At 44.7% G+C, this 5632-nt stretch carries 4 protein-coding genes; 3 read left to right on the top strand and 1 reads right to left on the bottom strand.

Annotated features, from left to right (window positions below; translation table 11 throughout):
• The first annotated feature begins 85 nt into the window (after positions 1 to 85).
• Positions 86 to 547, top strand: a complete 462-nt coding sequence (locus tag AC37HE_RS10225; RefSeq protein ID WP_500782737.1) for a hypothetical protein — start codon at positions 86 to 88, stop codon at positions 545 to 547.
• 199 nt (positions 548 to 746) lie between these two features.
• On the opposite strand, the gene AC37HE_RS10230 is transcribed toward AC37HE_RS10225, so the two are convergent.
• Positions 747 to 2588: a YgiQ family radical SAM protein gene (locus AC37HE_RS10230; RefSeq protein WP_500782738.1), complete on the bottom strand. Its 1842-nt coding sequence runs from the start codon at positions 2586 to 2588 to the stop codon at positions 747 to 749.
• Between the two features lie 181 nt (positions 2589 to 2769).
• On the opposite strand from AC37HE_RS10230, the gene AC37HE_RS10235 reads away from it, so the two are divergent.
• Both AC37HE_RS10235 and AC37HE_RS10240 read left to right on the top strand, forming a co-directional pair.
• Positions 2770 to 4560: a GNAT family N-acyltransferase gene (locus AC37HE_RS10235; protein ID WP_500782739.1), complete on the top strand. Its 1791-nt coding sequence runs from the start codon at positions 2770 to 2772 to the stop codon at positions 4558 to 4560.
• Between the two features lie 94 nt (positions 4561 to 4654).
• The gene (locus AC37HE_RS10240; RefSeq protein WP_500782741.1) at positions 4655 to 5524 is read left to right on the top strand and encodes a hypothetical protein; all 870 of its coding nucleotides are present in this window, start codon (positions 4655 to 4657) and stop codon (positions 5522 to 5524) included.
• Positions 5525 to 5632: the final 108 nt, after the last annotated feature.

Consider the following 5632-nt stretch of genomic DNA (forward strand, 5'->3'; position numbering starts at 1 on the left):
AACATGCTGTTCATTTCAATCTTCCAACAATTCCATTTCCTTTTTCGTAGAAAAGTCCTGTAGGAAAACCAAAGATCAAGGAGTTGTGAAAAAAAGCTTAATGGTTATTGTTTTGTCGGTTTGTTTTGGTGCTTGCACATCAACTACCCGGTTAACGAATAGAGCAATCGGTTATGCCCTTATTACGGAAAAAGAGAACACGGTTGAGGCAAGACTGGGACTGCCTGCAAGAACAATCCCTTTACCTCATGGTGAAAAAGTTTTGATCTATGAATATTATAGTTACATGCCTGATGGTCGTCGGGATAAAAGATCAAAAAGTTACCGGGTGGATGAATATGGCGAAAGTCATGGATTTGAAATAGCGGATGTTTTTAACACAATGGCCTATGATTCCCAAGATGCCTTTTATGACAGATATACCAACTACCTGGAAGTATACCTGGATTCAGATGGATACTGTGTCGATTTTAACCATAACCTGAACAAAGAGCAATTGAAGTTTCTCTATGGTTTGTTTAAACGTTATGGGCCTGAAAATCCCTGATTCCCAGCTACTGGCTACTCTTCCCTTTATATACTCGTCGGATGTGGTGATATTTCGGCTCGGGATAACAGAGAGCTGACCGGGTGACTTTGACTCACACGGTCAGTTTGTTTAGACTTTGAACTCGAAACTCGAAATAAAAAAAGGACACGGTCGCATGAGCGAGTCGCATCCTTTTTAGTATGTCAGTATAAAGTCTCTAATTTAAGATTTTCTTCAATAAATCCTTCCTGTTTAGGCGAGTTAATTCGTCACGAATTTCACGTTGGTACTCGCGCTTGTACCAAAAGAAGAATTTTCGCTGGCTCAATTTTTCTTTTTTACTTTTAGCGGTAAACACCTCTTCCATGGTGTAGGGGTGAAAACCGGTGTAGAAAATCACCGTGGCCAGGGTCATCGGTGTAGGCGTAAAGTCTTGCACCTGCTCCAGCTTAAAGTCGAGCTGTTTGGTTTCGGCAGCCAGGTTGGCCATGTCGACACTCTTACAGCCGGGGTGGCTCGAGATGAAGTAAGGAACCAGCTGTTGCTTCAGTCCTTCCTGTTTGTTAATCTCGTTGAACACCTTATTCAGCTTGTAAAACAACTTAAACGACGGTTTGCGCATAATTTTCAGCACATCGTCGGAGGTATGTTCAGGGGCTACCTTTAACCGGCCCGATACGTGATGTTTTACCACCTCGCGCAGGTAGGTCATGTTGTTTTTGTTCACCTGCGGGTCTTTGGTTTCGTGCAGGATCATATCGTAGCGGATACCACTGCCGATGAATGCTTTTTTCACCTTGGGATGCTTGCGTACTTCGCGGTACAGGTCGAGCATTGGTTTGTGGTCGACATTCAGATTTTTACACACATCGGGGAAAATACACGACGGGCGTTTACAGCGGTTACAAATTTCCTGGTGAATACCCTTCATTTGGTACATGTTGGCCGATGGACCTCCCAAATCGGAGATGTAGCCTTTAAAGTCGGGCATTTGTGTAACCAGCTCCAGCTCTCGCATCACCGAAGCCTGTGAGCGACTGGCAATAAATTTACCCTGATGGGCCGAGATGGTGCAGAAGGTACAGCCACCAAAACATCCGCGGTGGATGTTAATGGAGTGGCGAATCATATCGTAAGCCGGAATGGCTCCTTTGTTTTTGTATTTCGGATGGGGCAAACGAGTGTAGGGCAACTCGTACACATGGTCGATTTCCTTTTCTTCCATAGGAGGCCATGGCGGGTTGACTACCACCATTTTTTTGCCTACTCGTTGCTCCAGCTTGTTGGCATCAACTTTATTCGATTCCTCTTCAATGTGCATGAAGTTCTGGGCAAACATTTTCTTATCCTTCAGACAATCGTCGTGTGAGTGAAGCTCCAGGCTTTTCCATTTTTTCTGGGTTGGGTAATGCTCTCCGGCATCGACTAAGAAGGCTGTTTGATGCAGGTTGGTTAAGCTTTTCGGATCAACTCCTTTTTGCACCAGGCGCGCATATTCTACCATCGACTTTTCTCCCATGCCGTAGAACAGCAGGTCGGCTTTTGAGTCTACAAGGATAGAGGGGTACAGCTTGTTTTGCCAGTAGTCGTAATGGGTTACCCGACGTAGCGAGGCCTCAATGCCGCCAATAATCAGCGGTACATCGGGGTACAGCTTTTTCAGAATGTTACAATATACCGTGGTGGCGTAATCCGGTCGTTTGTCCGACTGTCCACCCGGTGTATAAGCATCGTTCGAGCGTTTCCGTTTGTTGGCAGTGTAGTGGTTTACCATCGAGTCCATGTTTCCGGCAGTAACACCGAAAAACAGGCGCGGTTCGCCCAGCTTTTTAAAGTCGCGCAGGTCGTCCTGCCAGTTGGGTTGAGGCACAATGGCTACCCGCAGTCCTTCGGCTTCCAGCACACGGCCAATCACTGCTGCTCCAAACGAAGGGTGATCAACATAGGCATCGCCGGTAAAAAGAATCACGTCCAGCTGATCCCAACCTCGTTCCTGTACTTCTTTCTTAGTGGTTGGCAGCCAGTCGCTTGTTTTGTATTTCTGATAAAGTAAATTCACGCGTTAACTGGAATTAAATTCGCTGCAAAGGTACGAGCGATTTCTACATTTTAAAAGACTTTCGGGTCTTATTTTTAGCGTAATAGGGTTTCAGTAGCCGATTTTATTAAAAATTACTCCCCAATTCGAATGAAATAGAAATCGATTTTTTACATTTAGCAGCACATTTTTAACACACTTGATGGAACTTGTAAACCCGAAGGATATCTTGAAAGCCAGTCCGTATTTAGCGTACCTTGGAGGGGAGAGCCTGGCTAAATTTATCATGTATGTTTTGCGTTTTAGCAAGCTGAATAAGATTTATCAGCAAATTGGCGATAAGCAGGGCGTTGAGTTTATTGATGCTTTACTCGACATTCTGGAAGTCAATTATGAGTTTGATGAACGGGATTTGAAGAAGATTCCCAAAACGGGGCCGTTTATCGTTGTTTCGAACCATCCCTTTGGTGGGCTGGATGGCATTTTGCTGATTAAACTGATCAGTGCTGTTCGCCCGGATGTTAAGGTGTTGGCCAACTTCCTGCTGAAACGGGTTGAGCCGATCAGCGATTTCTTTATGGCGGTCAATCCGTTTGAGAATGCCAAGGGAGCCAAGTCGAGCATTGGTGGTGTTAAGAATGCCTATGAGCATGTGAAGAAGGGTGGAGCCCTGTGTATCTTCCCGGCGGGTGAGGTGTCGAGTTACGATGCCGATAATAAAATTACCGACCGCCAGTGGCAGTACCCGGTGCTGAAGTTTATCAAAAAAGCCCAGGTGCCGGTTGTACCGGTTCATTTTATTGGAAAGAACAGTCGCTTTTTTCACCTCATTGGTAAGATTCACCCGAATTTGCGTACTGCCAAGTTGCCATCCGAATTACTGAATAAGAAGAATAAGCTGGTGAAAATCCGCATTGGCTCAGCTATTTCGGTCAAGGAACAAGACAACTTTCCCGAGATCTACCAGTTTGGACGTTACCTGCGTGCCAAAACATACAGCCTGTGTAGCAGCATCGAGGTAAAGCGCTTTTTCAATTACTCGATGAAACGACAGCCCAAGGTTGAGCCGATTGTTCCCGAGACTGATCCGGCAGTTATTCGCCAGGAGATTGAGCAGTTGGGGGAGCAGTACTTCCTGTTTAAGTTGAAAAACTTTGCAGTGTATTGCAGCCCGGCGCAAAAGATTCCAAACGTGTTGAATGAGATTGGCCGCTTGCGCGAGCTTACCTTCCGCGAGGTGGGCGAGGGAACCAACCAGGGAATTGATCTGGACGAGTTCGACCTTTACTACAATCAGCTGTTTATTTGGGACGACGAGGCGAAGAAGTTGGTAGGTGCCTACCGCATTGGTAAAGGTGCCGACATTTTGCACGACTATGGAACAGCCGGGTTCTACCTTCAAAGTTTATTTAAAATGAAGGAGAGTTTTCTGCCGGTGTTGGAGCAGTCGTTGGAGCTGGGGCGCTCCTTTGTGGTGAAGGAATACCAGCGTCAACCCATGTCTTTGTTCCTGCTGTGGAAAGGGATTCTCTATTTTCTGCTGAAAAATCCCGAATATCGTTACCTAATCGGGCCGGTAAGTATCAGCAATAACTATTCGAATGTGTCGAAAGAGCTCATTATTAAATTTATTATGACGCATCATTTCGACTGGCAGTCAGCTCGTAACATTAAGCCACGGAAGGCTTTTAAATTTAAAACTGAAGACTCCAATATAAATGTCATCATGGAAAATTTGGGTGATATCAATATGTTGGATAAATTTATTGGCGATGTAGATGAACTCAATACCGGCTTGCCTGTGTTATTGAAGAAATACATTAAACTGAATGCGAAGATTGTAGGCTTCAACGTCGACCCTTTATTCAATAACTGCCTCGATGGTTTAATCCTGTTGGATGTGCTGGATGTTCCGAAAAGCACCATCGAGTCGCTATCGAAGGAAGTGAATGACGGATCGATCCTGAGCCGCTTTTATTCGAATCGGGAGTAGAAATCCTCTGAAGGCACTCGTCCTTTTTTGTTGCAAACCTGTTATAAAGCTGTTGACAGACTAGATGTTCCGTTTTTCCCGTTTTAATGGGAAAATGAGCAGATTTATGCGAATGGCTATTCGGACAATGATGGTGCTTGTGGTTGTTGCCAGCTTTTTCTATTTATTACTTGAAGGTTATTCCTATTATCGTTTAGGAATTGAGGACCGTTTTTATCACGAGCAGCACCAATTGTTAAAACCAAGTGGATTATTGGGACATGGTTTGGGAATTATAGGCTCCTTGCTTATGGTTGTTGGTGTTAGCATGTATATGATCCGAAAGCGTGTACGAAGGTTTGCTCGTGTAGGCGTCCTTAAGTACTGGCTCGAATTTCACATCTTTCTTTGCTCCCTGGGACCAGTATTGGTCCTTTTTCACACGGCTTTTAAATTCGGAGGAATCGTATCCATTAGTTTCTGGTGCATGGTTGCCGTTGTACTCAGTGGCCTCATAGGACGCTATATTTATTTACAAATCCCCCATACGATTGAAGGTCGGGAGATGAGCTTGACGGAGTTGGAACTAAAGAAGGAAGAATTCAGGCAACTGTTGTTGAAAAAATATCAACTTGATTCGCTCCTGGCCGAGGAAATCCTTCAAGCCGTTAAATCACGCCCGGATCGTACCGGAGGAAATGTCCTAAGCCGGTTTCTACGAAAGTATTGGTTCGAAAGGCGGGTAGTTCAACAAATTAAAATCCGATTGAAAACGAACCTGCTATCCGATCAAATGCGTAAAGAATTACTATACTTAATCCGGCATGAGATTAAGCTGAACAGAAAGATTGACCGGCTGCTAACGATGCAAAATTTATTTCGCTACTGGCATGTTGCGCATTTACCTTTTGCTTTGGTCATGTTGCTGATCATGCTGGTTCATATTGGTGTGGCGCTGGCTTTTGGTTACCGTTGGATTTTTTGATATGAGTGAAACACTGGTTGAAAATATCGTTATATACGGGCTTGTGGCCTTGGTCTTCGGAATGATTCTTTGGGTTTACCTCCGTAAACTTCGGCGACAAAACCAGTC

This window comes from Mangrovibacterium sp., assembly GCF_059905295.1.